Source organism: Brevundimonas mediterranea (assembly GCF_014196125.1).
Classification (GTDB): domain Bacteria; phylum Pseudomonadota; class Alphaproteobacteria; order Caulobacterales; family Caulobacteraceae; genus Brevundimonas; species Brevundimonas mediterranea.
In genome coordinates this window covers 146,145-168,084 of sequence record NZ_JACIDA010000001.1, presented here as the reverse complement: position 1 = coordinate 168,084, position 21,940 = coordinate 146,145, and the positions used below count along the sequence as shown (strand labels likewise).

The following is a 21,940-nucleotide window of genomic DNA, read 5'->3' as shown; positions in this document are numbered from 1 at the left end:
CTCTCCGCCCTTCTCCATCGCGTTCGAAAGCTTCTGAATGAACCGCCGTTTCGCCTGCCTCGCCCCCAGTCTTGCTATCCTGACCCTGGCCGCGTGTTCCCCGCCCACCGACAATGACCGAGATGCGGCGACGTCCCCCGCCGCCGAAGTCGCGCAGTCAGGCCCCCTGTCGCGCGACGCCATCGAGAACAGCGCCTATTCGCCGCCCGCACCCGACGCACCCGCGACGACGGCGCAAAACCCGGCTCAACCGGAAGCGGCCCTGGTTCGCGCCCAGATCCTGCTGGAACGGGCGCGCTTCTCCCCTGGCGCCATCGACGGACTGGCCGGCTCGAACATGCGGCAGGCGATCTCGGCCTTCCAGGAGGCGCAAGGCCTGCCCGTCACCGGCGAACTGGACGCCGACATCATGGGCCGGCTTCGCGCCGTGGGGATCGGCGCCGTGACCTCGACCTATCGGATCACTCAACAGGACGTGGCCGGTCCCTATATGGGCGTGGTTCCGACCGACCTGGAGGCCCAGGGCGAGGCGGCCGCCATGGGCTACGCCAATATCGTCGAGGCCCTGGCCGAGCGGTTCCATGTCACCGAGGGCCTGCTGCGGGCGATGAATCCGGGCGCAGACTTCAACCGTGTCGGTCAGCCCCTGCTGGTTCCGGCGGTGAACACCACGCCCCTGCCCGCCGATGTGGACCATATCGACGTCAACAAGGCCGAGGGGTCGGTCAAGGCCTTCGCGGCGGACGGCAAGCTGATCGCCTATTTCCCGGCCACCATCGGCAGCGGCGACAATCCGACGCCGACCGGCACGGTCAAGGTCAACGGCGTCGCCCGCAATCCCGACTACACTTATGACCCCTCCAAGCTGAGCTACGGCGACGTGGGCCGTAAGGTGGTGGTGAAACCAGGACCGAACAATCCGGTCGGCGTGGTCTGGATCGACCTGAACAAGCCCAGCTACGGCATTCACGGCACGCCCGACCCGCATCTGGTCGGCAAGACCGCCTCGCACGGCTGCGTCCGCCTGACCAACTGGGACGCCTGGATGCTGGCCGACAAGGTCAAGCCGGGCGTGACCGTGCGGTTTATCTGACTATTGGACGGCCCCGAAAGGCGTTCCGTCCCAGAAGTCACAGTGGTGGCGGCTGAAGAAGTCTGGATCCAGTCGGTCGCCCTGGGCCGTGAACACCCGCACCGGCCCCGCACCCTCGACGCGGGGCCATTCGGCGCCGAAGTCGGCCTGGCCGAAACCCGCCCACAGCCGCTGCATCCGGTCGGACAGGGCTTTTTGCTGGGGCGTGAACCGCTTCACATCGGTGAAGACCCAACTGGTCCCGAACACATAGGCCAGTTCGCTGGCGTGATAGGCGCCAAGGTCCAGCCCGACGATCCAATCCGGCAGGATGAAGGGCGCGTCGCGATCCGCGAACTCATAGCCCCAGACCGGCACATAGCGAGACAACTGTCGCCGCAGGGCCTGTGAGGGACAGGCGAACCTCTGGTCGGTGAAGTTTGTGGCGATGGCGTAGGCCGGCCCCTCAGGACCGACCGGATAGCGGTCCAGCACGCGCGGACCGACATCGCCGTACATCCAGATCGTCTCCTTCTGGTAGCGATCCATGTCCTTGACCTCGTTGGCGAACAACCGGCCCTCGTCCAGGTTCGTACCGACAATGACCGGCACGCGGGTGAAGCGGCCCTCCTGGATCGCCACGGCTGGGTTTTCCGGCACGGTCGCGTCGGTATGGACCGGTCCCCACGACCCCGGCCCATTGATCCCCGCCCGCAGCGACGGCGCGCGCGACAACCGCCAGGCCGGCAGGGCTTTCAGGCAGCCGATCTGATCAGCGCCGCCACACCCCAGTTTTTCCGCGAACATCGGCCCCGTTCTGGCCGCCTCCTCCGCACTGACCAGGGACGACGGCTCCAGACAGCCGCCGCTCTGCAGGATGACACGCTGGTACAGGCCCTCGGACCTGGGCGAGGCCATCAGGTAGCAGGCCGTCCAAGCCCCCGCGCTCTCGGCGAACAGAGTGACATTGGCCGGATCGCCGCCGAAGGCCGCGATGTTCTGATGCACCCATTGCAGGGCCGCCTGCTGATCCATCAGGCCGAAATTGCCGCCGAACCCTTCGCCCTCGGCCTGAAACTGCGGATGGGCCAGCCAGCCGATAGCGCCGAGGCGGTAGTTCAGGGTGACGACCACCCGATCCTGATCGGCGGCCAGTTTCGACGGATCATAGTTGGCGCCCGAACCGATGGTGAAGGCGCCGCCGGGAATATAGACCATCACCGGGCGGGGCTGGCCGGCGTCTCCGGCCGGGGCGTAGATGTTCAAATACAGACAGTCCTCAGACCCGACCACGATCCCGCCGCCCCCGCCCAGAATGGCCTTGCGCCCAATGGCCTGAGTGCAGTCGGACCCCAGACGGGTCGCATCACGCACGCCGGGCCAGGCCTCGACTGGCTGGGGCGCGCGCCAGCGCAGGTCGCCGACCGGCGGACGGGCGAAGGGCACGCCCAGGAAGGCGCGCACTCCTGCGCCTTGAACGCCGCGCACCGTCCCGGCCTGGGTCGTCGCCAGCACGGACCGGGCGTCGCCGGCGAACCGGACATGATCGACCTTGCCGGGATGGGTGGCGCAGGCCGCAAGCAGCAGAGACGCGAACAGAAGCGGCAGAAAACGCATGAAGACCCTTGGCCGAGACGAGCGAGCTTAACGCGGCCGAAGCCTGGGCGTTTCGTTCGCGCCGAACGGCCGCGACATCAAGGCCAGAGGCGTTGGCGGGTCCAGGCGTCGCCGTCGCGCATGAAGCGCAACCGGTCATGCAGACGGAACGGACGGTCGCGCCAGAACTCGACGCTCTGCGGCGTCACCCGCCAGCCGGTCCAGCGTTCGGGGCGCGGCACCTCGTCGCCCTCGAACCGGGCGCTCTCGCGCGCCACGGCGCCTTCCAGCGTCGCACGCGTGTCCAGCGGACGAGACTGATCCGAGGCCCAGGCGCCGACCCGGCTCTCGCGAGCGCGGCTGGCGAAATAGGCGTCGGCCTCTTCCTTGCTGACCGGCTGCACCTGGCCGCGCACCCGCACCTGACGCCGCAACGACTTCCAGTGGAAGGTCAGGGCGGCCACCGGTCGGGCGTCCAGCTCCAGCCCCTTGGCGCTCTCGCGGTTCGAATAGAAGGTGAAGCCGCGCCCATCCACGTCCTTCAGCAGGACGATGCGGGCGTCGGGCATGCCGTCGGCGTCCACCGTCGACAGGGTCATGGCGTTGGAATCATTGACCTCGTGCGCCCCCGCCTCGGCCAGCCATTCGACGAACAAGCCGATGGGCTCGACCCGGTCAAAGATCGTCTCGTCGCCATTGGCGGCAAGGGCGGCGGCATAGTCGCGCGCGTACTCTTCGCGCGACGGGCTGGGCGGGATCACGGGAGCGTTCATGCATCTGACTTAGCGTGTGGCAGAGACGGTGGAAATGATCCGGATCAAAACGGACACCCCGGGCTCAAGCAGCGCGAAGCGCGGTAGCCCAACATTAATGGGCTCAAGCAGCGCGAAGCGCGGTAGCCCTAAAAAGTTAAGTTAACCCGGCATTGACCCTAAGGCGCGAACGGTAGGGCAATGAGCGCCATCCGTTCCACATCCGACGCCGCCGTCATTCGCGAAGCCATGTCGATCCTGGGTCTGCACGGCGCGACCGACGCCGCCGACCTGAAAGCCGCCTTCCGGGCAGCGGTGAAGGCGGCGCGCCCGGACCAGGCCGGCGGAGACGCCGAACGGTTCCGACGGGTGATCGCCGCCTATCGGCTGATCCAGGCCCATTCCCCCGCCCGCCCCAGCTTGGCCCCGCCCGTCGAACGCCCTGCACCGAGGCCGGTGCTGGGGCTCAGCCCGATGCAGGCGCTGGCCGGCGCGCGGGTCGAACTGAGGCTGGGCGCGCGCACGGTGCGGGTCGCCGTCCCGGCGGGCCTGCGCACGGGCGAGCATCTGCGGCTGCGCGGCGGCGCGACGGACGGTTCGGACCTGTATCTGGCGGTGTTGATCCGGCCCGAGGACGGGCTTTCAGTCATGGGCGACGACCTGTTCATGTCCTGGCCCACCCCCTCGCGCCTGCTGGACGAAGGCGGCCGGGTCGAGATCGAAACCCATGGGGGCGCCCGCTCGGCCTGGATCACGCCGGAGATGGCGGCCCCGGCGCGGGTGCGGTTCAAGGCCATGGGCCTGCCGGCGCGCGGTCCCCATCCTGCGGGCCATCTGTTCGTGACCCTGACCCCGTCGTCGGAGGCGCCCTCGGCCGCCGAGGATCTGCTGGTCCGGTTCACCCGCGCCTGGGCGCCGGAGCGTCTGGCGGCCTGATCTTGAAGCGCTGCGTCATTAAGCGCATCATCTGGTGACGTTTCTGATGAGGCACGCCATGCGAACCACCGTGACGCTCGATGACGAACTGATGGAAATGGCGGCGGAATACTCCGGTCTGTCCGAGCGGTCCGCCATCATTCGTGAAGCCCTGAAGGCCTTCGTCGCCCGCGAGGCGGCGCGTCGCCTGGCCGCCATGGGCGGAACTGACCCCAAAGCCACAGCCGCGCCTCGGCGACGCCCCGAATGGGTCGAGGAATGATCCTGGCCGACAGTTCGGTATGGATCGCGCACCTGCGCTCCACGGACCAGACCCTGGTTGAGCGGCTTCGTGGCGAGGACATCCTGTGCCATCCCGCCATCATCGGCGAACTGGCCGCTGGAAACCTCGCCAACCGCCGCGCCTTTCTCACACAGTTGTCACTCCTGCCGACCGCTGTCGCCGCCTCGCACCAAGAGGTGCTGACCCTGATCGAAAAGAACCGTCTTTTCGGGATTGGCGTCGGCTATCTGGATCTTCACCTCCTCGCCTCCACCCGCCTGACGCAAGGCGCGCGGCTGTGGACGCGGGATCGTCGGCTACAGGACGCCGCCCGGACACTGGACCTGGCCGCCGTCCTCGACCATTAGGTTCCGCCATGTCGCACAACACCTTCGGCCATCTGTTTCGCGTGACCACCTGGGGCGAGAGCCATGGGCCGGCTATCGGCTGCGTCGTGGACGGCTGTCCGCCGCTGATCCCGCTGACCGAGGCCGATCTCCAGCCCTGGCTGGATCAGCGCAAGCCCGGCGGTTCGCGCTTCGTGACCCAGAGGCGCGAGAGCGATACGGCCCAGATCCTGTCGGGCGTGTTCGACGACGGCGAAGGCCCGGTGACCACCGGCACGCCCATCTCGATCCTGATCCAGAACGAGGACCAGCGGTCCAAGGACTATGGCGAGATCGCCCGCGCCTATCGGCCGGGCCACGCCGACTTCACCTATCAGACCAAATACGGCGTGCGTGATCCGCGCGGCGGCGGACGGTCCTCGGCGCGGGAAACCGCCAGCCGGGTGGCGGCGGGCGCCGTGGCGCGCAAGGTGCTGGGCGACGGCGTGAAGATCCGCGCCGGCGTGGTCCAGATCGGGCCGCACCGGATCGCCCCTGAAGACATTGATTTTGACGCCGTCCACAACAATCCCCTGTTCGCCGCGTCGCGCGCCGTCGTGTCCCCGTGGGAGGCCTATCTGGACGATATCCGCAAGGCCGGCTCGTCCATCGGCGCCGTGGTCGCCCTGGAGGTCACAGGCGTGCCGGCCGGCTGGGGCGCGCCCCTGTACGGCAAGCTGGATTCCGAACTGGCAGCCGCCCTGATGTCGATCAACGCCGCCAAAGGCGTCGAGATCGGCGCCGGCTTTGAAGCCGCTGAACTGTCGGGCGAGGACAACGCCGACCAGATGCGGCTGGACCTGAACAAGCAGCCGGTCTTTCTGTCCAACCATGCAGGCGGGGTTCTGGGCGGCATATCCACGGGCCAGCCGGTGACGGCGCGGGTGGCGTTCAAACCCACCTCCTCAATCCTGACGCCGCGCCAGACCATCACCCGCGACGGCGAGGAAACCGACCTGCGCACCAAGGGCCGCCACGACCCCTGCGTCGCCCTTCGCGCCGTGCCGGTGGTCGAGGCCATGGCCGCCTGCGTCCTGGCCGACGCCCTGTTGCGCCACCGCGCCCAGGTGGGCTGACGGCCAAGGACTGAGGGGCGGGTCGATCAGCCCGGTCGGGCGCGCAGCTTTTGACCGTCCGAAACCACTGTCGGGCGGACAGGCACGCGCTCTTCCATTCGTGCGGCCGTTTTATCATCCTGTCGCATCAGAGCCATCAGGCCGGTTAGACCCGTCGTCATCACGATCATCAGCGACTCCTGCAACTGCGAACCGTTTGCAGGTTTGCGCACATCCGGGTGGCGTGCAAGAGAGGTTCGTCGGTGGCGCCGCACCCCAGGAGATCAACCGTGCGTGAAGACGGAAAACTGGACTACCTCGAACTGCCCGCCGCCAGCCTCCCCGAAACCAAGGAATTCTACAGCCGGGCCTTCGGCTGGACCTTCGTCGATTACGGCCCGACCTACGCCGCCTTCGACCAGGGACTGGATGGAGGGTTCGACGCCGATCTGGCCGAGCGGACCAAGACGCCCCTGCCCATCCTTTACGCCCACGATCTGGACGCCATGCAGGCCAAGGTCCAGGCGGCGGGCGGCGTGATCCGGAAGCCGATCTACGCCTTTCCCGGCGGCCGGCGGTTCCATTTCGCCGATCCGGCGGGAACCGAAATGGCGGTCTGGTCCGAAAACTGAGATCGCCTAGCGGGCGTCGACCGATTGGGCGATCCGTTCGCCCTGTTCGCGGTCGGCGCCGTCCGGCGACGCCACCCAGACGTGGATTTCCAGCGGCGCGGTCGCACGCTGGAACAGATGCTCGATGGCCAGGCGGCGTCCGCCCTCGGTCACGACGATGGAGGCCCGTCCGCCGGCCTGGATCATCTGGCCGTCATAGATGGGAAACTGCGACGCCGGCCCCGCGTAGATCATGACCAGAACCGTGTCCCCGCGACGGACGGCGTAGATTCGGGCGTCAGCGCCGGCGCGCGACTGGGTCAGCACGGTTCCGGACGGCAGATCCAGCGTGAACGGCAAGGCGGCCATGGCCGCAGCGTCCAACCCTTGAGGCGCGACGGGGGGCGCAGGCGCCGGGGCGACCGTTGACGGCGTCTGGGTTGGCGCGGGCGCAGGCGCAGGCCGGACGGGACTGGCCTGAACCGGGGCAGGCGTCGGCGCGGCGGCTGTGGGGCGCTGGACGACGGGGGCGGTCGAGGGAGACCGGACAGGGGTCTGAGCAGGCGGCGGCGTAACCGGCCTCTGGGCAGCAGGCGTTTGGGCAGCAGGCGTTTGGGCAGCAGGCGTTTGGGCAGCGGGCGTCTGAGCCCCGGGCGTCACGGGCGGGGCGGTCGAGGCCCGCGCGCTGTTCAGGTCGCGGGTCAAGGTCGAGGGCTGCGGCGCAGGCCTGGACTGCGGGGCCGGCTCCGCCCGGACGGGCGCAGGCGCCGGGGCGACCGGCGTGGGGGCGACCTGCGCGGGGGCCGAAACAGGAGCCGAGGTTGGGGCGGAGGTCGCGAACGGCGGTCCGCTGTTGAGATCGCGAGTCAGATCCGAGGCCGAGCGCGGCGTGGACGTGTCCTGCCCGGACACAAGAGCGACGGCGAGAGCGATGACGACCATGGCCGGACCATTACCCGGCGCCGTAGGAACCGCAAGCGTGCGGTCAGGCGTGCGGCAGATTCACCCAGAAGGTCGCGCCCTCGCCGGGGCTCGAGATCACGCCGATGGCGCCGCCCTGCAGTTCGACCAGTCGTTTGGCGATGGCCAGACCGACGCCGTGGCCCTCCACGCTGGATCGCTCCAGTCCCAGACGGTTGAAGGGCTCGAACAGCTGCGATTGCTTCTGCGAGGACAGGCCCGGGCCGAAATCGACCACTTCGATGCGGATATGCTGGTCCGCACGAAGCGCCCGCAGAATCACCCGCCCGCCCGAGCCGCCGTATTTGAGGGCGTTGCTGGTCAGATTGTCGATCACCTGCGCCAATCGCTGAGAATCGGCCACCGCGATCAGACCGTCGCCCTCGCAGACCACCTGCACATCCACCGACTGGGCTTCCGACCTGAGCATGGCTGCACGCCTGACGTCTTCCAGCAGGCCGGGAATATCGGTCGGCCGCAGATCGACCTTGACCGCGCCGGACTCGGCTCGCGCCACATCGAGCAGGTCGTGGGCAAGCGCCTCCACCTGGCGCGCGGTCTTGACCAGCACGTCGGCCATTTCCGACTGCTGGGGCGTGACAGGCCCGAGCTGGCCGGTCGACCACAGATTGCCGATGCCGATCACGCCGGCGACCGGGCTCTTGATCTCATGCGCCACATTGGCCAGCAGGCGCGACTTGGCCTCCGAGGCGCGCTCCGCCCGGACCTGCCCGGATCGCGCCCGTTCGGACAGACGGTCGCGCTCCTCCAGAAGGGCCGCGACCAACAGGATCGGCATATAGCCGACCAGAACCTGGAGCTGGGCCGCCAGAACCTGTTCCGACCGGCTCAGGGTCTCGACATGGGGACCGTAGCCGAGCATGGCGCCCCCGACCGACAGCAGGGTGACGACCAGCAGGCTGAAGGCCGTGCCCGCGACGCCGAGTCGGACCGCGACCCCCAGCAACAACGGGATCATCGCCACACCGATCTCAGCACGGCCGGTCAGGCCGAGGAACTGGACAGCCGCCACCCCCGCCAGCAACAGGCCGGCCTCCAACAGCGCGCCGGGGCGGGTGAGACGGGCCAGGGTGGACCAGGTCAGAGACAAGCCGAGCGTGCCTATGACGGCCAGGCCAAGCGCATGACCGAACCACCAGGTCTGAAACGTTTCCAGCACGTCGCCCGAACCGAACGGCGCCAAGGCGATCGACGCGAACACGCCCGCCGGAATCGGCGCGAGAGCCGCCGTGCAAATGAGAAACCGCGCCACGCCGTTCAGGCTGGACACGTTCAGCGTCGGGGCGAAGCGGCGCGCCAGAAGAACCGCCCCGATGACCTCCACCATGTTCGCCAGGGCGAACAGCAGGGACAGCAGGGGCTTGTAGCCGGCAATCAACTCGCCGATCAGGATGCTGATCATCAGGACGGTGGCGAAGGCCACGTCGTGACGCCGCCCCCGCCCGGTCCGAAGCCAGACGGCGACCGCCACTCCGCATACGCCCCAAAGTCCAGAGATGAGCCCCAGACTATTGGCCCAGCCGATAGACACCGCAGCCAGAACAGCGACAACCACGCCGGTCATCACGGGAATCAAGGGGTGGGCGAAGACATCGCCGCTGCTCGGCTCAGCCGCGCGCATGCGCGCGCCCGACGGCTGCGTCGGCGGCGCCGCGACATCGATGTCGAGCACGCGGCTCAGGGTCATGCAGGATCTCGAGGCGATTGATCGCGCCATCAAACCATGCGGTTCCTAATATCCCCTGAAACATGGTCACACGCTAATTATTCAATCTATGATTGAAGTCCTTAACCGCTGAAGCTGGACCTGCGTCATAGGTCCAGACTCCGGCGCTGACGGCGATGAAATCTGCGCCCGCGCGCGCCACCTCCGCCGCCGTCTCGATGGTGATTCCGCCGATGGCGACGCAGGGCGTCTCGACGGTCTCCTGCCAGACCGTCAGGATCTCCAGACCGGGTCGGTGGATCGTCGTCTTGGTGTCGGTCGGATAGAAGGCGCCGAAGGCGACATAATCCGCCCCGCCCTCGGCCGCGTCCCAGGCCAGGTCGCGGTCGTCGTGGCAGGTCACGCCGATCATGGCGTCCGGTCCCAGGATGCGCCGCGCCTCGGCCAGCGAACCGTCCTCCTGGCCGATATGAACCCCGTCGCAGCCCGTCGCCTTCGCCAGATCGGGTCGGTCGTTCAGCAGGACCGCCACCCCATGACGCCGCGCGATCGGCGCCAGCCGCTCAACGGCCGCGCAAATGGCGGCGTCGTCGGCGGGCTTGAGCCGAATCTGCAGGGCCGCCACGTCGCCGGCGCCCAGGGCCTCGTCCAGGGTCGTGGCGAAGGCGTCCAGATCAGGGATCGCGGGCGGGGTGATCAGATACAGCCGGCAGGGCGGGCGGTCGGGAACGGTCGGGGTTCTGGCCATGGGGCTGACTTCCCCCTCCTGCGACCATTCGTCAACGGGTCCGTCGTCGCACATCCATGCGAACGACTTGCAATCGCCTTAAGGGGTGCTATAGCGAACCATTCTCAGTCGGTGGAACGCGTAGAAATCTCGTGTACGTCTGTAACTGCAATGGTCTTCGCAAGCGGGATGTGGCCCAGGCCATCGAGGCCGGCGCCTGTCGGCCGCGCGACATCTTCGCCAGCCACCAGTGCCAGGCCCAATGCGCCAAATGCGTCTGCGAAATGCGGCAGATGATCCAGGATAGCCGCGAAGCCTTCGCGCTGGCGGCTGAATAGCCGCCGTCCCGCTGCCGAAAATCACTCGCACTATCAATGCAGTGATAAGAACTCGCAAATAAGCATCGTCGCTTTTGCTGTGGTATTGCGTCGCTCGACAGACGGCGAAGGCGCCGTCGCAAGACCAAGGACACGGCCATGAAGGGCGACCCCGCTATCCTCCGCACGCTGAACGCGGTGCTCACCAACGAGCTGACGGCGGTGAACCAGTATTTCCTGCATGCGCGCATGTTCGAAAGCTGGGGCCTGGCTCACCTGGGACACGTCATCTACGAAGAATCGATCGGCGAGATGAAGCACGCCGACATGCTGATCAAACGCATCCTCTTCCTGGACGGCCTGCCGAATCTGCAGGACCTGCACAAGCTGAAGGTCGGCGAGGATCCGATCGAATGCCTGGGCGCCGACCTGCAACTGGAACTGGATAGCCGCGTCGCGACCGCCGCCGCCGTGACCCTGTGTGAAGAGACCCGTGACTACGTCAGCCGCGACCTGCTGATGAAGATTCTGGCCGACACCGAGGAACACATCGACTTCCTGGAAAACCAGCACAAGCTGATCGAACTGATGGGCGCGCAGAACTATCTGCAGTCGGCCATGAAGGAAATTGTCACCGACAACAGCGCCACCGGCGGCTGATCGATCCTCAGCCCTCGCGGCGGGCCAGGTGGATCACCGCCGCCGCGAGGACGACGAGACCCAGACCGCCGCCCAGCGTCAAGGCAGTCTGAACGCGCCACGCCTCGGTCGCCAGGATGTTCACCGGCATCTGCCAGGGCATGAAGACGCCCTGTTTCGCCGATGTCGCGACGACGGCGAAGAAGGCGCCGCCGATGCCCAACACCAGACCGGGAACGAAGCTGGCGAACCGGATCGCCGTCCAGAACTGGATGGCGATCATCAGAATTGCTGCAGCCGCGACCTTGGCCAGGGTCCAGGCATGACCTGCGAGGTCCAGTCGTCCTGCCGCCGCCGTCTCCGGCTTTATGAGGCCGCCGAGGACCACAGCCCCGATCGTCATGGCCAGCATGGCCGCGCTCATGATCAGCACCAGGCCGATCACACAGACCGCCTTTGAAGCGTACAGGGTCCAGCGCGGAACCGACAGGGCCCGCAGATGGTCCCAGCTGCGCGGCGCATGCTCCATATGGGCGACCAGGGCGGTCAGGGCGGTGACGCACATGGGCATCATGAAATAGGCCCAGATCGCCGTGCCGCTGCCGATCCACATCGACCATTCCGACGGCCGTTGGGAACGCATCATCATGGCGAAGGCGAAGATGGCGATCAGAGCTGGGGCGGCGCCTGCCAACAGCAGGGCCAGGGAGCGGTTGAGCTTGCAGATTTCGACGGACAGGACGGCGAGCATCAGACGGTCTCCGGATGACGGGAGGGGATCGGGGTGGAGGCGGCGCGGTAGATGCTTTCCAGCGAACGGGCGCGCGGCCCTATGGCGAAGACGGACACGCCGGCGGCGATCAGATCGCGATTGAGGGCGGCGGAGACCTGGTCGTGATCGTCGCCGGGACGCAACCGGGCCACCAGGCCTTCGGCGTCCTTGCTCAGGGTCAGGTCACGGGTCCGCAGCACCGCGCGGGCCCGATCCGGATCATCGACGCGCAGACCGATCTCGGGCGCCAGATCGGCCTTCAACCGGCTCAGTTCACCCTCCACCACCAGCCGACCCTCGTGAATGATGCCGACGTGGCTGGCCGTCTGCTCGATCTCCCCCAGCAGGTGGCTGGACAGCAGCACGGTCGCCCCTGCCCGGTCCGGCAGTTCGCGCAGGAATCGTCGCATGTCCGCAATGCCGTCGGGATCCAGGCCGTTGGTCGGCTCGTCCAGCAGGAGCACCGGCGGCGAACCCAGCATGGCCCGCGCGATCCCCAGTCTCTGACGCATGCCCAGCGAATAGTCGCTGACTCGGCGACCGCCGTCGCGCAACATGTCGACAACCGCCAGCACCCGGTCGATCTCGGTCGCCGGCAAACCCAGCAGGCGTCGAGACAGGTCCAGGTTCTCGCGGCCCGTCAGATGGCCATAGAAGCCATGCGCCTCGAGCAGGGCCCCGATCCTGCGCGCCGCCCTCATCCGGTCACGCGTCACATCGACGCCGCAGATCCGCGCCACGCCCGAGGTCGGGCGCAACAAGCCGATCAGCATCTTCATCGTCGTGCTCTTGCCGGCGCCGTTGCGGCCCAGAAAGCCGTAAACCGCCCGGTCCGGCGCCGACATGGACACCCCGTCAACCACCCGCCGACGTCCGAAGACCCGCGTCAGTCCCTCCGTCTCGATCGCCGCCATGCCGCGCCCTTTTGTTTAACTCTTAGATAAAGTTGCGGGCGTCTGATTTTTAAGTCAAGATTAAAGACAAGACAGATTCCAAGCCCCGGACACACCCCATGGCCGCCGACGATCTCGCCCGTTTCCGCCGCATGTGCCGCCAATTCAGATGGCTCGCGATCTTCATGGTCTGCAGCGTCGGCGGACTGTTGGCCTTGGCGCCGGTCGCGTTCTTCATGGCCGGCGAACAGCGGCCGGTTCTGCTGCTGCTTCGGGAGATCGTCTGGGCCTCGCCTACGCTTCTCTATCTCTTCGCCGTCTGGTCGATTGGGTCGGCGCTGGGGCAGCTGGCCAAGGGGCGGCTGATCCAGCCCACCCTGTCGTCCGCCCTGCGTCGTGTGGGGCTGGCGCTGGGCTTCGGCGGGCTGCTCAGCGTGTTCGGCGTCACCAATCTGATGCGGCTTCTGGGCGACGAGCGGAGCAGTTGGGCCTATTTCGACGTCGCCGGCATGACCCTGGGCATGATCGGCGGCGCCCTCTTCCTTCTGGGACGGGTGATCGATCAGGCGGGCCTGCTGCAGGCCGAGATGGACGAAATGATCTGAATGCCCGTTCGCGTGACCCTGAATGATCTGATGGTCCGCAAGGGCCTGAAGGCGCGCGATGTCGCCGCCCAGGTCGGCCTGAGCGAAACCCAGTTCTCCCTGTTCCGGTCCGGCAAGGTGAAGGGCATTCGCTTCAGCACCCTGTCGCGACTATGCGCCGTTCTGGAGTGTCGCCCCGGCGACCTGCTGGACTATGATTTCGATCCGCGCGAGATGGAACCAGTCGAGCCGGAAGAGGTCTGACGGAACCGCGCCCGGTCCCGGCCATTAGATTTCGACGGGCAAGCTGGAGCGGACCATGACTGACATCGACGACGCCATTGATGATGTGCGCGACGCGGCTGTGGACCTGCTGAACAGTCAGGGGCGCAGCGCCGGACATGTGGCCATGGGCGTCGCCCTGACGGTGGGGTTCGCCTTGCTGGCGACGGGCATAGCCTCTGGCGCGCTGAGGCCGAAACGGTCGCTGAGACAGGTTCGCGACCGCGACCTGCCGATCACCGAGAAGCCGCACGGCGCCTTCAGTCTGATCCTTCCTGCAGTGTTCTCGGCCACCACCCTGTCGGCTGTGCGCGTCTGGAACGCCCCGCCGGCGCGCGAGCGGACCAGGGCCATGGGCCTGTGGGTCGCGGCCCAGACCGTCAACGCCGTCTGGCTGGGCCTGCGTCCGTCGTCGATGTGGAAACAGGTGCTGGCGGCCATGTCGTCGGCGGGCCTGGCCGCCGCGTTCGCCCACGAGGCGCGCAAGCTGGACGAAGGGGCGGGCAAGATGGCGGCGCCGACCGGATCGGGCGTGCGACTGGGCAATCTGCTTCATCGCAAGGCGGACGACGTCTCGGGCGGCCGCAGCCTGCATTAGGCCGCCTTGCCCTTTGCCGGGGCTTCCTCTAGGGATCGCGCCCTATTCGCCACGCCCCATCCGGGCGCGTGGGCGCAACCCCATTCCCGATGTGACCCCATGAAGATCAACGGCAACACCATCAAGCCCGGCATGGTCCTGCAGCACAATGGCGGCCTGTGGGTCGTCACCAAGGCCAGCCACGTCAAGCCCGGCAAGGGCGGCGCCTTCGCCAACGTCGAGGCGAAGAACCTCGAGACCGGCAACAAGCTGAACGAGCGCTTCCGGTCGGAAGACAAGGTCGAGCGCGTGACGCTGGAGCAGAAGGACTTCTCCTATCTGTTCGACAACGGCGACAGCCTGGTCTTCATGGACGACGCCACCTACGAGCAGATCGAGCTGCAGAAGGACTGGGTCGGCGAAGAGCGGATCCCCTATCTGCAAGAGGGCATGAAGGTGATCATCGAGATGCACGAAGAGCGTCCGATCGGCCTGGAACTGCCGGATCAGGTCGTGCTGGAAGTCGCCGAAACCGAGCCGACCGTGAAGGGCCAGACGGCCTCGTCCTCGTATAAGCCCGCCATCGCCTCGAACGGCGTGCGGATCATGATCCCGCCCTATATGTCGGCCGGTGAACGCATCATCGTCGACACGACCAGCGGCGAATACGTCCGCCGCGCGGACTAAGACCCACTGCCGGCCTCATCCGGGGCCGTCCCTTTCTTGCACTTCTCCGCATGTCCGGGCTCCCATCCTACTGAAGAATGGGCCTTTTCAGGACATGCGGACCAGGAGATCCGCCGATGGCCCTCGCTTCCGCCCTGCTCCAAGTCATGCTCGACGCGGTGCGCAAGACCGCCCGTCCCATGCTGCGCGACTTCGGCGAGGTGTCGCAGCTTCAGGTGTCGAGGAAGGGGCCGGGCGATTTCGTCACGACCGCCGACCTGCGCGCCGAGGACACCCTGTACGAACTGCTGATGAAGGCCCGCCCCGGCTACGGCTTCCTGGGTGAAGAGCGCGGCATGATCGAGGGGACCGACAAGTCCCACACCTGGATCGTCGATCCCATCGACGGCACCACCAACTTCATGCACGCCATGCCGCATTTCGCCGTCACCGTGGGGCTGGAGCGCAGGGCTCCCGACGGTTCGAGCGAGATCGTCGCGGGCGTGACCTACAACCCCGTGATGAACGAGCTGTTCTGGGCCGAAAAGGGCAAGGGCTGCTATCTGAACGACCAGCGGATCCGCGTCGCCGGCCGTCGCGACCTGTCGGAGAGCCTGGTCGCCACGGGCCTGCCCTTCATCGGCAAGTCAGGCCACGCCCAGGCCATCAAGGACATCCACGCCATCGGCCAGCGCGTCGCCGGCATCCGCCGCCTGGGCTCGGCCGCCCTGGACTTCGCCTGGGTCGCGGCCGGTCGCTACGACGCCTATTATGAGCGCGGCCTGAAGCCCTGGGACGTGGCGGCGGGCATCCTGTTCGTCACCGAGGCCGGCGGTTCCGTGACGACCATCGAGGCGGACGGCGATCCCAAGACGGGCGTGTCGATCCTGGCCAGCAACAGCGAGCTTCATCCGCAGCTGCGCAAGGTGCTGCAGGGCGGCTGAGGCCGCACAGCCGCCTCTCCCTCCCCGTCCGGGGAGGGGCGTCGCGAAGCGATGGGGTGAGGGCGGCAAGGCCTGGGCGCACGAACTGAGGCGATCCGTTCTGTGGGACGTCGCCCTGCCCGGCCCACCCGGCTCCGCTACGCTTCGCCCCCCTCCCCCGGAGGGGGAGGGAGAGGCTCGTCGTCATTCGCTTGTCGCGCCGCGCCCCTATCCAAGGAGCATGATCCGCGCCATCGTCACCGCCCTCGCCCTGCTCTTTGGAACGCCCGCCGTGGCCCAGCCCCTGATCATCGCCCATCGCGGCGCGTCCGGCGAACGGCCGGAGCATACGCGCGCCGCCTATCAACTGGCGATCGAACAAGGCGCCGATGTGATCGAGCCGGACCTTGTCATGTCCAGGGACGGGGTCTTCATCGACCGGCACGAGAACGAGATCGGCGGCACGACCGACGTGGCCGACCGGCCCGAATTCGCCGACCGCAAGACCACCAAGACCATCGACGGCGCAGCCATCACCGGATGGTTCACGGAGGACTTCACCTTGGCCGAGCTGAAGACCCTGCGGGCCAGGGAGCGGCTGCCCGAGTTCCGGCCCGGCAATGTCGCCTATGACGGGCAAGAGCCCATCCTGACCTTCGACGAGGTCGTGGCCATCGCGCGCGACGCCTCCGCCCGGACCGGCCGCGCCATCGCCGTGGCGCCCGAGCTGAAACACCCGACCTATTTCGCCGCCGTCGGCCTGCCGATGGAGGACGCCTTCGTGGGCGAACTGGAACGGCTGGGCCTGACCGGGGCCGATGCGCCCGTCATCGTCCAGTGTTTCGAGGTCGGGCCGCTGGAGCGGCTGTCGCGGCGGATCGACGTCCCTCTGGCGCAACTGGTCAGCGCAGCCGGCGCGCCGGAAGACCGGCCGTCGCAGACCTACGCCCAGATGATCACGCCCGAAGGCCTGAAGGCCATGGCCGCCTATGCCGACTGGGTCGCGCCGGAGATGACCCTGGTCCTGCCGCGCGACGCCGAAGGCCGCACGACCGCGCCCAGCGCCCTGGTCACTGACGCCCATGCGGCGGGGCTGAAGGTGGTGATCTGGACCCTGAGGGCCGAGAACGCCTTCCTGCCGGCCGAGCGGCGGCGGGGCGAAGGGTTCGCCGACCATGGCGACATGGCGGGCTACGCCGCCGCCTTCGCGGATGCGGGTGTGGACGCCGTCTTCACCGACTTCCCCGCCCTGGCGCGATCCAAGTAGTCGGACCGCGCGTCTATCCGGCGCGGAACTGCAGTTCGGCCAGCCGCGCGTACAGCCCGCCCTTGGCCACCAGTTGGTCGTGGGTCCCCTCCTCCACCACTCGGCCGTCGTCCATGACGACGATGCGGTCGGCGCGGAGCACGGTGGCCAGGCGGTGGGCGATGACCAGGGTGGTGCGTTCCTGCATGGCCTGGTCGAGGGCAATCTGGACCAGGCGTTCGCTTTCGGCGTCCAAGGCGCTAGTGGCCTCGTCCAGCAGCAGGATGGGGGCGTCGCGTACCAGGGCGCGAGCGATTGCCAGACGTTGGCGCTGGCCGCCCGACAGGCTCTTGCCGCGTTCGCCCAAGGGGGTGTCGAAACCTTCCGGCAGGGCGTCGATGAAGCCAAGGGCCTGGGCCTTGTCGGCGACGGCTCGGGCCTCTTCCAGGGTGGCGGTCTCGCGGCCGAAGCGGATGTTCTCCAGGGCCGAGCCCGAGAACAGCGGCGTCTCCTGCGACACCCAGGCGAAGCGGTCGCGCACGGCGACGGGATCGGCCTGACGCACATCGACGCCGTCGACCGAGACCACGCCGGTCTGGGGATCATAGAAGCGCAGCAACAGACGGAAGACGGTCGACTTGCCCGCGCCGGACGGCCCGACCAAGGCCACGGTCTCGCCCGGACGCACGGTCAGGCTGAACCCCTTCAGGGCCGGCAGGTCAGGACGGCCGGGATAGGAGAAGCCGACAGCCGACATCGACACTTCGCCACGCGGCGGCGACGGCAAGGTGACAGGCTGGGCGGGCGGCGCGATGTCGGGCGTGGCCTGCATCAGCTCCTCAATTCGCTCCATGGCGCCGGCGGCCTTCTGGACATCGCCCCAGCTCTCGCCCAGGGCGCCGACCGCCCCGGCGGCGAAGACCGACAGCAGCACGAACTGCAGCAGGGCGCCGGGCGTCATCACCCCCGCCACCACGTCCAGAGCCCCCAGCCACAGCACCAGGGTGACGCCGCCGAACATGACGATGATGATCAGGGCGGTCATCCAGGCCCGCGCGCGCATCCGAGTGAGCGAGGCGGAGAAGGCGTCCTCGACGGCCGCGCCGAAGCGGGCGATGGCGCTGCGTTCGCGGCCGAAGGCCTGAACCGTCTCGATGGCGTCCACGCTCTCGCCGGCGAAGCCCACGGCGTTGGCGAACCGGTCCTGAGAGGCGACGGTCAGTTTGCGCACCCGGCGACCGAAGATGAAGATGGGGCCCAGCAGGAAGGGCACGATCAGCATGACCAGACCCGTCAGCTTGGGGCTGACGAAGAACAGCAGGATCACCCCGCCGATCAGGGTCAGGAAGTTGCGCAGGGCATAGGAGACCGAGGTGGTCATCAGGGTCTCGACCAGGGCGATGTCGGTCGTCAGCCGCGACAGCACCTCGCCGGTGCGCATATGGGCGTAGAAGGACGGGTCCAGGGTCAGGATGCGGCCGAACAGACCCTTGCGCACATCGGCGATGACGCGCTCGCCCGTGCGGGTGACGTAGAAATAGCGGGCGGCAGTGGCCAGGCCCAGGAACAGGGCGTTGGCGCCCAGCAGCAGGAACCACAGGTTCAGATTGGCGCCCCCGGCCTCGAACCCGTGGTCGATGGCTCCGCGCGCCAGGACCGTCAGCCCCAGCGACGCGGTGGTGGACAGCAGCAGCCAGAAGACCGCCATCAGGGCGTGCCCCTTGTGGCGCATGGCGAAGGGAATCAGCCGGGCCAGGGGGCGGATGTCGCGGCGCTTGGCGCGTTTCTCGCCCGCCTCGGACATCTGCTCCATCAACAGGGCTCCGGCGCTGGGCCGGCCTTCGGCCGTTCCGACGCCGGAGGCGCGCCCCGAAACGGCGGCGGAACGGGCGGGAGCGGCGGTTTGATCGGTCATTGCGCCCGCCTCTTGCCCCGGAACGCCCCCCGGTGTAAACGCCCCGCTCTTTCCCGCTGACTCTTTCGGCGGGATTCTCAATTTCACGCGCACAGACGGTCGGCATCGTCACCGCGCCAGAGACCGGACGACGACCATGAAGGCCGATACGCACCCCGACTATCACTTCATCACCGTGGTGATGACCGATGGCACCTCGTACCAGACCCGCTCGACCTACGGTAAGGAAGGCGGCACGCTGAACCTGGACATCGATCCGCTGACCCACCCGGCCTGGACCGGCGGCAACGCCCACCTGCTGGACCGCGGCGGCCGCGTTTCGCGCTTCAACAACAAGTTCGCCGGCTTCATCAAGAAGTAAGCGCGTCCTGGCTGCGACACGTTGCAGCATTTGGGCAGCATTTGAGCCGCAATCGGCTCACGAAGAGCGCCGGTCCCGGGACCGGCGCTTTTTGTTTGCCGGGAACATCGGTAACATAAACGGCGTTCGCACATACGGCGAAGCAAGGGCGTCGATCCACGGGGATCGATCCATCGGGAAGCGGACGGGTTATGAATAGACGGGAACTGGGTCTGGGCGTCGCGACGGCGACCGTGACCCTCGCCTCCACGGCGCGCGCGCAACAGGTGACCGTGCAGCGCGGGGCTCAGGCGACCGCCTTCTACAACAGTTTCAACGACCAGATTTCGCGTCTGCCCGAGACGCAACAGGCCGACGTCCGCGCCTTCTATGAAATGAACGGCTGGCGGCCGGTGTGGACCGCCGATCGGCTGCGCGCCCTGAACGCCGTCGCCGGTCGGACCGAACGGCACGGCCTGTCGGCCGGCGACTATTTCGACTTCGTCGGCCTGGCCGCCGATCCCGCGTCGTCGGATCTGCGCACCACGGCCGCAGCCCTGACCTATGGCCGCGTCCTGGCCGAGGGCAAGGTCCGACCCGAGACGGTCGAAGACCTGTGGGAGATGCAGAAGAACCGCGTGGACCTGCCGCGCGGCCTCAGCGACGCCCTGGCCCGCAACCTCCTGCTGGACTGGTTCGAGGGCCTGGCGCCGACCGACATCGGCTATCAGAACCTGTCGGCGGGCTATGTCCGTTATCGTCGCCTGGCGGCCCAGGGCGGCTGGCCCGCCTTCCCGGCCGGCCCGACGATCGAGCCGAACATGAGCGACCGGCGCATCCCGGCCCTGATCGACCGGCTGACGGCCGAAGGCGACCTGACGGCGGCGAACGGCGCACGGCTGAAGACCGAGGGCCTGACCTATGGATCGGAGCTGCAACAGGCGGTTCAGGGTTTCCAGGTTCGGCACGGCCTGGGCGCCGACGGCCGCATCGGCACGGGCACCCAGCGGTCGCTGTCGGCCTCGGCCGAGGATCGCGCCCGTCAGATCGCCCTGAACCTGGAACGCCGCCGCTGGCTGAAGCGCGAGGTCGCGCCCGAGCGGATCGAGGTCAACACCGCCGCCGCCATCATGGTCTATTGGAAGGACGCCAAGCCGGTCCACTCCAACCGCGTCGTCGTCGGCTCGGCCGAAAACCAGACGCCCAGCCTGGAGAAGCCGTTCGCCTCGGTGGTCGCCAATCCGCCCTGGTATGTCCCGGCCAGCATCGCACGCCGCGAGATCCTGCCCAAGGGGCCGGCCTATCTGGCCGCCAACGACATGTATGTTCAGAACGGCACGGTGATCCAGCGCGCCGGACCGAAGGCCGCTCTGGGCTATGTGAAGTTCGAGCTGCGCGACAGCTACGCCATCTTCCTGCATGACACCCCGTCCAAGGCGGCGTTCAACCTGTCAATGCGCCAGCGCAGCCACGGCTGTGTGCGGGTGCAGAATGCGGTCGAGTTCGCGCGGTTGCTGCTCTCGCCCGATCCGGTCAAGCTGGCTGAGTTCGACACGGCCCAGGACACGCGCGAGACGATCCGCGTCACCACCGGCCGCGAAATCTCGGTGCGGCTGCTGTACTGGACCGCCTTCGTGGACGGTCAGGGCCGGGTGGCGTTCCGCGAAGACATCTATGGCCGTGACGACAAGCTGGCCCAGGCCCTGGGCATCGCCGTCAGCCTGCCCAAGCCGGTCGATGACGGTCGCCGCGACGTCAACGACGTCGGGCCGTAGAGCTCACAATCCTCTCCCTCCCCCTCGGGGGAGGGAGAAGTTCAGCGTTATACGCTTCAGCCCTTGAAGGCGGCTTCCAGCAGACCGTGCTGGCTCAGCACCGGATTTTGCGGCTGCTCTTCCTGGACGTCCAGATACATGCGGCGGTCCAGATATAGCGCGCGGTCGAACAGTTTTTCGGACCGGACCAGATACTCGACCAGAGCGATCGGCAGTTCGGCGTGGCTGGGTTCGCTCTCGATCTTGCGGTCGTTCAGGCGATAACGCGGCTCGCAGGCGGTGTCCGGCGTCATGTCATCCTCGCGAACGGCCCGCTGGACCAGCAGCCACGAGGCGATCTGCATCAGTCGCGTAGTCAGCTTCATGCTCTCGGCGGCATAGGCCAGGGCGGCGGCGCGGGACAGCATCTTGGAATCGCGACGCCCCTCCCCGTCCAGATAGGCAGCGGTCTCCTCGACCAACTCCATCCCCTCGCGGAAGGTGCGGTCGAACAGTTCCGAGCGGGCGAAGTCCTGCACCTTGCGACCGCGGTCGGCCTTGGAGCCCGTGCTCTGGGTGTCGCTCAGGGTCATGGTGGACATCATCATCGAGAGTGGACGCTTGTTCTGACTTTGGGCAAGGACGGCGCCCGTGTCGTCAGGACTGCAACCGTCATGCCACGGTTTCGATCCTTGCGCGATCACGCTCCAAATTTGAACAGGGCGTCGGCGGCGCTCTTCTTGGATTTCTTGCCTTCTATGGCCGAGCGGGCGCGCTGTATCTCGTGGTCCAGCGCCTCGATCCGCTCCTCGAGGTCGTCGATCGAATAGAGGTCCAGATCTTCGCGCCCCAGGGCCGTCAGGGCCTCGCCGCGCCGGGGGCGGGGTTCGATATCCTCGAACATCGTCGTCGCCTTTCTTCATCCTGCCATGGCCGCACGCGGCCGGGGCGCCTATCTGAACGCCCGGACACGGACGATTGCAAGCGG

At 67.6% G+C, this 21,940-nt stretch carries 27 protein-coding genes; 16 read left to right on the top strand and 11 right to left on the bottom strand.

Annotated elements, in window-relative coordinates:
• Positions 1-37 precede the first annotated feature (37 nt).
• Positions 38-1,093, top strand: coding sequence for a L,D-transpeptidase family protein (locus GGR11_RS00895; RefSeq protein ID WP_183194927.1), 1,056 nt, complete (start codon positions 38-40; stop codon positions 1,091-1,093).
• Here the strand turns inward: GGR11_RS00895 and GGR11_RS00890 are convergent, their stop codons facing one another.
• Together GGR11_RS00890 and pdxH are read right to left on the bottom strand one after the other, a co-directional pair.
• Positions 1,094-2,689 carry a carboxylesterase/lipase family protein gene (locus GGR11_RS00890; RefSeq protein WP_183194925.1) on the bottom strand — a complete coding sequence of 532 codons (1,596 nt, stop codon included), beginning with the start codon at positions 2,687-2,689 and terminating at the stop codon, positions 1,094-1,096. It lies immediately after the preceding gene.
• Positions 2,690-2,766: 77 nt separating this feature from the next.
• Positions 2,767-3,441 (bottom strand): pyridoxamine 5'-phosphate oxidase, encoded by a 675-nt coding sequence (gene pdxH, locus GGR11_RS00885; protein WP_183194923.1) that lies wholly within the window; start codon positions 3,439-3,441, stop codon positions 2,767-2,769.
• Between the two features lie 180 nt (positions 3,442-3,621).
• Here pdxH and GGR11_RS00880 point away from each other — a divergent pair, with 180 nt between their 5' ends.
• The 4 genes from GGR11_RS00880 to aroC are packed head-to-tail and all read left to right on the top strand — an operon-like array spanning position 3,622 to position 6,080.
• Positions 3,622-4,356, top strand: coding sequence for a DnaJ C-terminal domain-containing protein (locus GGR11_RS00880; protein WP_183194922.1), 735 nt, complete (start codon positions 3,622-3,624; stop codon positions 4,354-4,356).
• 58 nt (positions 4,357-4,414) lie between these two features.
• Positions 4,415-4,618, top strand: coding sequence for a type II toxin-antitoxin system VapB family antitoxin (locus GGR11_RS00875; RefSeq protein WP_183194920.1), 204 nt, complete (start codon positions 4,415-4,417; stop codon positions 4,616-4,618).
• Complete coding sequence (locus GGR11_RS00870; RefSeq protein ID WP_183194919.1) at positions 4,615-4,986, top strand: type II toxin-antitoxin system VapC family toxin; 372 nt, start codon at positions 4,615-4,617, stop codon at positions 4,984-4,986. Before GGR11_RS00875 ends, GGR11_RS00870 begins: the two co-directional genes overlap by 4 nt.
• Positions 4,987-4,994: 8 nt before the next feature.
• Entirely contained in the window at positions 4,995-6,080 is a 1,086-nt protein-coding gene (gene aroC, locus GGR11_RS00865; RefSeq protein WP_183194918.1) for a chorismate synthase, read from the top strand.
• 26 nt (positions 6,081-6,106) lie between these two features.
• On the opposite strand, the gene GGR11_RS00860 is transcribed toward aroC, so the two are convergent.
• Positions 6,107-6,250, bottom strand: a complete 144-nt coding sequence (locus GGR11_RS00860; RefSeq protein WP_183194916.1) for a hypothetical protein — start codon at positions 6,248-6,250, stop codon at positions 6,107-6,109.
• Positions 6,251-6,349: 99 nt separating this feature from the next.
• On the opposite strand from GGR11_RS00860, the gene GGR11_RS00855 reads away from it, so the two are divergent.
• Positions 6,350-6,691 carry a VOC family protein gene (locus GGR11_RS00855; protein ID WP_183194915.1) on the top strand — a complete coding sequence of 114 codons (342 nt, stop codon included), beginning with the start codon at positions 6,350-6,352 and terminating at the stop codon, positions 6,689-6,691.
• Positions 6,692-6,697: 6 nt separating this feature from the next.
• Here GGR11_RS00855 and GGR11_RS00850 read toward each other — a convergent pair whose 3' ends face one another.
• From GGR11_RS00850 to thiE, 3 genes are all read right to left on the bottom strand, one after another.
• A complete protein-coding gene (locus tag GGR11_RS00850) occupies positions 6,698-7,039 on the bottom strand; it encodes a hypothetical protein (RefSeq protein WP_050771657.1) in 342 nt (113 codons plus the stop codon).
• 616 nt (positions 7,040-7,655) lie between these two features.
• Complete coding sequence (locus tag GGR11_RS00845) at positions 7,656-9,338, bottom strand: sensor histidine kinase (RefSeq protein WP_183194914.1); 1,683 nt, start codon at positions 9,336-9,338, stop codon at positions 7,656-7,658.
• A 73-nt stretch (positions 9,339-9,411) separates the two neighbouring features.
• A complete protein-coding gene (thiE, locus tag GGR11_RS00840) occupies positions 9,412-10,065 on the bottom strand; it encodes a thiamine phosphate synthase (protein ID WP_183194913.1) in 654 nt (217 codons plus the stop codon).
• Positions 10,066-10,196: 131 nt separating this feature from the next.
• On the opposite strand from thiE, the gene GGR11_RS00835 reads away from it, so the two are divergent.
• Positions 10,197-10,382: a (2Fe-2S)-binding protein gene (locus GGR11_RS00835; RefSeq protein WP_183194912.1), complete on the top strand. Its 186-nt coding sequence runs from the start codon at positions 10,197-10,199 to the stop codon at positions 10,380-10,382.
• 138 nt (positions 10,383-10,520) lie between these two features.
• Positions 10,521-11,021: a bacterioferritin gene (gene bfr / locus GGR11_RS00830; protein ID WP_008259683.1), complete on the top strand. Its 501-nt coding sequence runs from the start codon at positions 10,521-10,523 to the stop codon at positions 11,019-11,021.
• A 7-nt stretch (positions 11,022-11,028) separates the two neighbouring features.
• On the opposite strand, the gene GGR11_RS00825 is transcribed toward bfr, so the two are convergent.
• Complete coding sequence (locus tag GGR11_RS00825; RefSeq protein ID WP_183194911.1) at positions 11,029-11,751, bottom strand: ABC transporter permease; 723 nt, start codon at positions 11,749-11,751, stop codon at positions 11,029-11,031.
• On the bottom strand, positions 11,751-12,686 hold the full coding sequence (locus GGR11_RS00820; protein WP_183194910.1) for an ABC transporter ATP-binding protein: 936 nt from the start codon (positions 12,684-12,686) through the stop codon (positions 11,751-11,753). The genes GGR11_RS00825 and GGR11_RS00820 overlap by 1 nt, the downstream gene beginning before the upstream one ends.
• Before the next feature lie 98 nt (positions 12,687-12,784).
• Here GGR11_RS00820 and GGR11_RS00815 point away from each other — a divergent pair, with 98 nt between their 5' ends.
• The 6 genes from GGR11_RS00815 to GGR11_RS00790 all read left to right on the top strand — a co-directional run bounded on the left by GGR11_RS00815 (position 12,785) and on the right by GGR11_RS00790 (position 16,964).
• Positions 12,785-13,270: a DUF2975 domain-containing protein gene (locus GGR11_RS00815; RefSeq protein WP_183194909.1), complete on the top strand. Its 486-nt coding sequence runs from the start codon at positions 12,785-12,787 to the stop codon at positions 13,268-13,270.
• Entirely contained in the window at positions 13,271-13,513 is a 243-nt protein-coding gene (locus GGR11_RS00810) for a helix-turn-helix domain-containing protein (protein WP_035308935.1), read from the top strand. It abuts the gene before it with no gap.
• Between the two features lie 55 nt (positions 13,514-13,568).
• Positions 13,569-14,129, top strand: a complete 561-nt coding sequence (locus tag GGR11_RS00805) for a tryptophan-rich sensory protein (RefSeq protein ID WP_183194908.1) — start codon at positions 13,569-13,571, stop codon at positions 14,127-14,129.
• Between the two features lie 99 nt (positions 14,130-14,228).
• Positions 14,229-14,795 carry an elongation factor P gene (gene efp, locus GGR11_RS00800; RefSeq protein WP_008264088.1) on the top strand — a complete coding sequence of 189 codons (567 nt, stop codon included), beginning with the start codon at positions 14,229-14,231 and terminating at the stop codon, positions 14,793-14,795.
• 116 nt (positions 14,796-14,911) lie between these two features.
• A complete protein-coding gene (locus GGR11_RS00795; protein ID WP_183194907.1) occupies positions 14,912-15,718 on the top strand; it encodes an inositol monophosphatase family protein in 807 nt (268 codons plus the stop codon).
• A 220-nt stretch (positions 15,719-15,938) separates the two neighbouring features.
• Positions 15,939-16,964, top strand: a complete 1,026-nt coding sequence (locus tag GGR11_RS00790; protein ID WP_183194906.1) for a glycerophosphodiester phosphodiesterase — start codon at positions 15,939-15,941, stop codon at positions 16,962-16,964.
• A gap of 13 nt (positions 16,965-16,977) precedes the next feature.
• Here the strand turns inward: GGR11_RS00790 and GGR11_RS00785 are convergent, their stop codons facing one another.
• Positions 16,978-18,858, bottom strand: coding sequence for an ABC transporter transmembrane domain-containing protein (locus GGR11_RS00785; protein WP_183194905.1), 1,881 nt, complete (start codon positions 18,856-18,858; stop codon positions 16,978-16,980).
• A 136-nt stretch (positions 18,859-18,994) separates the two neighbouring features.
• Here GGR11_RS00785 and rpmE point away from each other — a divergent pair, with 136 nt between their 5' ends.
• Both rpmE and GGR11_RS00775 read left to right on the top strand, forming a co-directional pair.
• A complete protein-coding gene (gene rpmE / locus GGR11_RS00780; RefSeq protein ID WP_008258897.1) occupies positions 18,995-19,219 on the top strand; it encodes a 50S ribosomal protein L31 in 225 nt (74 codons plus the stop codon).
• A gap of 191 nt (positions 19,220-19,410) precedes the next feature.
• Positions 19,411-20,973: a L,D-transpeptidase family protein gene (locus GGR11_RS00775; RefSeq protein ID WP_183194904.1), complete on the top strand. Its 1,563-nt coding sequence runs from the start codon at positions 19,411-19,413 to the stop codon at positions 20,971-20,973.
• A 56-nt stretch (positions 20,974-21,029) separates the two neighbouring features.
• On the opposite strand, the gene rcdA is transcribed toward GGR11_RS00775, so the two are convergent.
• Both rcdA and GGR11_RS00765 read right to left on the bottom strand, forming a co-directional pair.
• Complete coding sequence (gene rcdA, locus GGR11_RS00770; protein ID WP_183194903.1) at positions 21,030-21,545, bottom strand: protease adaptor protein RcdA; 516 nt, start codon at positions 21,543-21,545, stop codon at positions 21,030-21,032.
• Positions 21,546-21,652: 107 nt separating this feature from the next.
• The gene (locus tag GGR11_RS00765; RefSeq protein ID WP_008263967.1) at positions 21,653-21,856 is read right to left on the bottom strand and encodes a DUF1192 domain-containing protein; all 204 of its coding nucleotides are present in this window, start codon (positions 21,854-21,856) and stop codon (positions 21,653-21,655) included.
• Positions 21,857-21,940 lie beyond the last annotated feature (84 nt).

Coding starts and splice junctions, on each gene's coding strand:
- GGR11_RS00825 (WP_183194911.1), bottom strand. CDS start 11,751: ATGCTCGCCGTCCTGTCCGTCGAAATCTGCAAGCTCAACCGCTCCCTG.
- GGR11_RS00775 (WP_183194904.1), top strand. CDS start 19,411: ATGAATAGACGGGAACTGGGTCTGGGCGTCGCGACGGCGACCGTGACC.
- GGR11_RS00895 (WP_183194927.1), top strand. CDS start 38: ATGAACCGCCGTTTCGCCTGCCTCGCCCCCAGTCTTGCTATCCTGACC.
- thiE (WP_183194913.1), bottom strand. CDS start 10,065: ATGGCCAGAACCCCGACCGTTCCCGACCGCCCGCCCTGCCGGCTGTAT.
- GGR11_RS00820 (WP_183194910.1), bottom strand. CDS start 12,686: ATGGCGGCGATCGAGACGGAGGGACTGACGCGGGTCTTCGGACGTCGG.
- aroC (WP_183194918.1), top strand. CDS start 4,995: ATGTCGCACAACACCTTCGGCCATCTGTTTCGCGTGACCACCTGGGGC.
- pdxH (WP_183194923.1), bottom strand. CDS start 3,441: ATGAACGCTCCCGTGATCCCGCCCAGCCCGTCGCGCGAAGAGTACGCG.
- GGR11_RS00870 (WP_183194919.1), top strand. CDS start 4,615: ATGATCCTGGCCGACAGTTCGGTATGGATCGCGCACCTGCGCTCCACG.
- GGR11_RS00845 (WP_183194914.1), bottom strand. CDS start 9,338: ATGACCCTGAGCCGCGTGCTCGACATCGATGTCGCGGCGCCGCCGACG.
- GGR11_RS00765 (WP_008263967.1), bottom strand. CDS start 21,856: ATGTTCGAGGATATCGAACCCCGCCCCCGGCGCGGCGAGGCCCTGACG.
- GGR11_RS00795 (WP_183194907.1), top strand. CDS start 14,912: ATGGCCCTCGCTTCCGCCCTGCTCCAAGTCATGCTCGACGCGGTGCGC.
- GGR11_RS00815 (WP_183194909.1), top strand. CDS start 12,785: ATGGCCGCCGACGATCTCGCCCGTTTCCGCCGCATGTGCCGCCAATTC.
- GGR11_RS00880 (WP_183194922.1), top strand. CDS start 3,622: ATGAGCGCCATCCGTTCCACATCCGACGCCGCCGTCATTCGCGAAGCC.
- rcdA (WP_183194903.1), bottom strand. CDS start 21,545: ATGACCCTGAGCGACACCCAGAGCACGGGCTCCAAGGCCGACCGCGGT.
- efp (WP_008264088.1), top strand. CDS start 14,229: ATGAAGATCAACGGCAACACCATCAAGCCCGGCATGGTCCTGCAGCAC.
- rpmE (WP_008258897.1), top strand. CDS start 18,995: ATGAAGGCCGATACGCACCCCGACTATCACTTCATCACCGTGGTGATG.
- GGR11_RS00890 (WP_183194925.1), bottom strand. CDS start 2,689: ATGCGTTTTCTGCCGCTTCTGTTCGCGTCTCTGCTGCTTGCGGCCTGC.
- GGR11_RS00860 (WP_183194916.1), bottom strand. CDS start 6,250: ATGATCGTGATGACGACGGGTCTAACCGGCCTGATGGCTCTGATGCGA.
- GGR11_RS00805 (WP_183194908.1), top strand. CDS start 13,569: ATGACTGACATCGACGACGCCATTGATGATGTGCGCGACGCGGCTGTG.
- GGR11_RS00850 (WP_050771657.1), bottom strand. CDS start 7,039: ATGGCCGCCTTGCCGTTCACGCTGGATCTGCCGTCCGGAACCGTGCTG.
- bfr (WP_008259683.1), top strand. CDS start 10,521: ATGAAGGGCGACCCCGCTATCCTCCGCACGCTGAACGCGGTGCTCACC.
- GGR11_RS00790 (WP_183194906.1), top strand. CDS start 15,939: ATGATCCGCGCCATCGTCACCGCCCTCGCCCTGCTCTTTGGAACGCCC.
- GGR11_RS00810 (WP_035308935.1), top strand. CDS start 13,271: ATGCCCGTTCGCGTGACCCTGAATGATCTGATGGTCCGCAAGGGCCTG.
- GGR11_RS00785 (WP_183194905.1), bottom strand. CDS start 18,858: ATGACCGATCAAACCGCCGCTCCCGCCCGTTCCGCCGCCGTTTCGGGG.
- GGR11_RS00875 (WP_183194920.1), top strand. CDS start 4,415: ATGCGAACCACCGTGACGCTCGATGACGAACTGATGGAAATGGCGGCG.